Source organism: Frankia sp. CoWAU3 (assembly GCF_977971855.1).
Genome location: NZ_CDWWXB010000003.1, coordinates 50230 through 54303 on the forward strand (window position 1 = coordinate 50230; position 4074 = coordinate 54303).

The window sequence follows — 4074 nt, forward strand, 5'->3', positions numbered from 1 at the left end:
ACCGCATCGAGAGCGGCGCGCAGCACTCCGTCCCCAGCCATGATCACGATGATTTCCCGGTCGACCGGACCCCGGGGCGCGCGGGTGAGGATGCGCAGCGCGTCCGCGATGTCGAAGGGGCGCTTCCGAGAGATCATCTTTCCGGCGAACAAGGCGACAAGGGCGTCCGGGGCGATGCCCAGCTCGGCGCGGATCGCCGTTCGATGCTTGTCCCGATGCGCCAGTACGGCCCGCAGCGCCGTCTCATCGGTGGGATACGGCGTGCGGAACATGCGGGTGGCGGGGACTCCATAGTGGGCCAGGTACGCCTCGTTGTTGTCGCCGATCGTGAGGAATGCATTCACTGAACGCATCAGGTGGGGCAGCGTGAGCCGTTTGACGGCGCGGACGGCTGGGGTTCGCTGGCCGAGGAGCTCGCTGTCGCTGATCATGAGGGCGGGTACGCCTCGTCGCCGGCACCAGGCGAGCGCCGCGAGGGAATGGGCGTACCGGTATCCGTAGACGAGCACGCATGCGGGGCGCAGTCGGTCCAGGGCCGCCCAGGTCCGGGTAACCATCTGCCGGGTGACGTCGGGCTGCCGCCAGCCAGGGCGCAGCGGCAGGTCCGCGATGAACTCGTGGTGATAACCGGTTACGACGTCCGATTTCCACTGCACGTCGAGGCCGAAATCCGCGTCGAAGTAGCGTTCCAGGCCCGATCGGGACAGGAAGAGCACCCGAAGATCCACCTCGTGTTCGGTCAACGCCCGGTACAGCGGCGCGAAATGCTGGATCGCGTGTGATACGACGACTGCCACCGTCGTCGACCTGGGGACGGAGGTCATGAGCCGGCTGTTCCTCCTCGCAATGACCGCTGATCGGACCGGGTGGGCCGTGCGCCAGTACGAATCGATCCGACCCTGTCACTCAAAGTATTAACAGAGCAACTGTCTGTAGATGCGTGTCGCGTGTCGTGGGTCGTGGGCCGCGGATCGCGGGTGCCGGGTGGTGGGTGCCGGGTGGTGGGTGCCGGCTGGCGGGTGCCGGCTGGCGGGGCCCGGGTGCCGGTGGGGCCCGGGTGCCGGTGGGGCCTGAGTGGCGGTGGGGCCTGAGTGGCGGTGGGGCCTGAGTGGCGGTGGGTGGCGGTTGCGGCGTCATCGGGTGGAGACACGCGGGTTCCCCGCCGCGGTCGTCCCCCTTCTATCACGGTCAGTGATAGAAGGGGGGCTGCCCGAGGGGTGCGCAGTGTCGTTGTCGACCGATAGCGGTACGTGACGCCCATGGCCCGGCTTTCCTTACTCACGGGTGGTGGTTGGAGTGACCAGGCGGGTCGTCGTCGCCGGTGGGGCCGGCTTCCTCGGAAGCCATCTCTGTGACCGCCTGCTGGCTCGGGGTGCCGAGGTGATCTGCGTCGACAACTTCCTCACCGGCCGGCCGGACAACATCGACCATCTTCGGAGGTATGGCGGGTTCCGCCTGCTGCGGCGGGACGTGACCGAGCCGATCGACGTCACTGGCCCGGTCGACGCCGTGCTGAACTTCGCATCCCCCGCGTCCCCGGTGGACTATCGGGCCCTGCCCCTGGAGACCCTGTCGGTCGGTGCGTCGGGTACCGCGAACCTGCTGGATCTGGCATATCGCAAGAACGCCCGGTTCCTTCTGGCCTCCACCTCGGAGGTCTATGGCGACCCCCGGGTCCACCCCCAGCCGGAGGAGTACTGGGGCCACGTCAATCCGATCGGTCCGAGGAGCATGTACGACGAGGCCAAGCGCTTCGCCGAGGCGTTGACCACCGCCCACCGCGCCACCCACGGCACGTCCACCGGGATTATCCGGATCTTCAACACCTATGGGCCGAGGATGCGCGCCGACGACGGGCGTGCCATCCCGACCTTCATTGCGCAGGCCCTGCGTGGCCAAGCCGTCACCGTTGCGGGCGAGGGTCGCCAGACCCGGTCGCTGTGCTACGTCGACGATCTGGTGGAGGGGGTCGTGCGCATGCTGGACAGCGACCTTCCCGGTCCGGTGAATCTCGGCAATCCCCAGGAGATGACGATCATTGATGCGGCGCGGCTCGTCGTGGAGGTATGCGGGGCTGACGTCCCGATCACCTTCGTTCCGCGACCGCAGGACGACCCCACCGTGCGCTGCCCCGACATCACGCTGGCGCGGGAGGCGCTTGGATGGCGGCCCCTGGTGGACGTACGGGACGGGCTTGCCCGCACCGTGGCCTGGTTCCACGGACGTGTCGAGCGGCGGCGGTCCCCGTGGCTGGTGCCCCGTCAGGAGCCGCCGGCAGGCTCGGACGTGCTTAGCGGTGACCGCGACGGGTTCACCGTGCGGACTGGTGAACCGGGGCCGGCGGTCAAGGTGGGCGAGGACGACGCGACGGATTCGTGACCTCAGTACATTGCTCTTTGTAAGACGTCGACTACTTTAAGTATGTGACTCAGGATGGCTCTGGAAACCTCGCTGCGATCTCCGGGCATCGTGCCGGTCCGCTGCGCTGGCGGCTGGCGGGACGTCTGGCCGCGGGCCTTCCCAGCCCGCGCGGTCGTGGCTGGCCGACCCGATGGATGCAGGACCCTGCGAACGCCTACAGCGGTCCCCGCTATCGGCCACCAGCGCTCGCGCCGGTGTTCGACGCGGTTCTGCGCCCCGGTGACTGTTGCTATGACGTCGCTGCTGGCCTCGGGATCTACACCCTGTGGGCGGCCGGGGTAGTGGGAGCGGCAGGCGAGGTGCATGCCTTCGAGGAAGCACCGCGCACCGGGGCGACGCTCGCGGCACTGGTCGAGCGCAGCCGGCTCTCGAGTGTCCACCTGTCCACTGCCGCGGTGGGTGCCAGTGCCGCGGTGGGCGTCGCGCCCATCCCGGGCGCGACGCCCATCACCCTCGATGCCCACGCCGCGCGGCACCGACCACCCGCCCTGGTCAGGATCGGTGGTGAGGCCGAGAGCCTCGACGTGCTGCGCGGCGCCGGTGAGCTCCTACGGGCGCATCGGCCGGCCCTCCTGCTGGCGATGCCGCCCCGCCCCGCCCGCTGCGGCGGAGACCGTTCCGGCGAGAACAGCCACCGCGGCGAAGGGGATCGGCGGGCTGCCGGGGAGAATCCCGGTGAGCTGGTCTCGCTGCTGGCCGCCGCCGGCTACCGGATCCTCAATCTGAGCCGGCACGGGCTGACCGGGCAGGGCGTCTTCTCGCCGAACGTGCTCGCGCTCCACGACGGCTGGGAGCGTTTCGAACAGGTCGCCGTCACCCTGCGGCGTACGCCGCTGCCCCGCGACCGGACGGCGTGAGGTTCGGGCATGCCTGATCTTCTCTGCTGGCGAACTCTCTGCTGGCGGACGTCCCGGGCCGCCTGCCCGCTCGCGGGATGTCCGCGGCGCCACTCAGGCACGCCTGCCGGCGACGCCTCGCCGATCCCCTCGGGTGCGCCGTGGTGATCGCCCCGGCCGTGCCGGGTGGGAGGGTTGCCCACCCCGTCCGCCGTCCGCCGCTGCTGTGGCTGATGATCGTGATGGTCGGCGTGGTGCCGTGGTTCGTCGAGGCGCTCCGGCTGCCGTCCGAGCCCGACCGGGTGGTCCTGCGCTCGGTGGCGTTCACGTTCGAATGCCTCGCCGCGCTGCTCCTGGTCGGTGCGCGAGCGGGGCGTGGTTACGGGCTGGGGTTGTTCCGTCTCGGCCCCTGGTACCTGCTGTGGACCGGGATGTCGTTCGGGCTGGTGTCACTGGTCTGGCACACCCCCCAGCTGGACACCCCGCAGATCCATCTCGACGGCGTGCTGCGGGCACTCGCCCTGGCGAGCCTCGCCCTGCCGCTGTGGACCTGCGGATACCTGCTCGGCCCGGGCCGGCTGGTGACGCGCGCGGCCACCCGGTTTGCCACTGCGGCGGCGCCCGGGACCGGTACCCGGCTGCGCGACCGGAGCGTGCTGTGGATCCTGTGCGGGATCTCGGTGGCGGCCCGGGTCCTGCAGATTCTCCTGGGCCAGTATGCCTACCTGGGCGACGCGTCCCAGAAGGTCTCCGAGGCGAGTGCCTACGCCCAGCCGCTCACCCTGCTCGGCGGCCTCGGGATGTCCGCCCTGCTCAT

Annotated in this window: 3 protein-coding genes and 1 pseudogene; 3 read left to right on the forward strand and 1 reads right to left on the reverse strand. The window is 70.0% G+C overall.

Features of this window, described 5'->3' with window-relative positions; genetic code table 11:
* Positions 1 to 797: glycosyltransferase family protein (locus AC08ON_RS00970; protein WP_476616296.1), on the reverse strand; the 797-nt coding region annotated here is incomplete at its 3' end.
* Between the two features lie 499 nt (positions 798 to 1296).
* Between AC08ON_RS00970 and AC08ON_RS00975 the strand changes: the two genes are divergently transcribed.
* From AC08ON_RS00975 to AC08ON_RS00985, 3 genes and pseudogenes are all read left to right on the forward strand, one after another.
* Positions 1297 to 2379 (forward strand): UDP-glucuronic acid decarboxylase family protein, encoded by a 1083-nt coding sequence (locus AC08ON_RS00975; RefSeq protein ID WP_476607855.1) that lies wholly within the window; start codon positions 1297 to 1299, stop codon positions 2377 to 2379.
* 176 nt (positions 2380 to 2555) lie between these two features.
* Positions 2556 to 3278: a class I SAM-dependent methyltransferase gene (locus AC08ON_RS00980; RefSeq protein ID WP_476616297.1), complete on the forward strand. Its 723-nt coding sequence runs from the start codon at positions 2556 to 2558 to the stop codon at positions 3276 to 3278.
* 140 nt (positions 3279 to 3418) lie between these two features.
* A pseudogene (locus AC08ON_RS00985) lies at positions 3419 to 4074 on the forward strand (hypothetical protein); the annotation flags it as partial.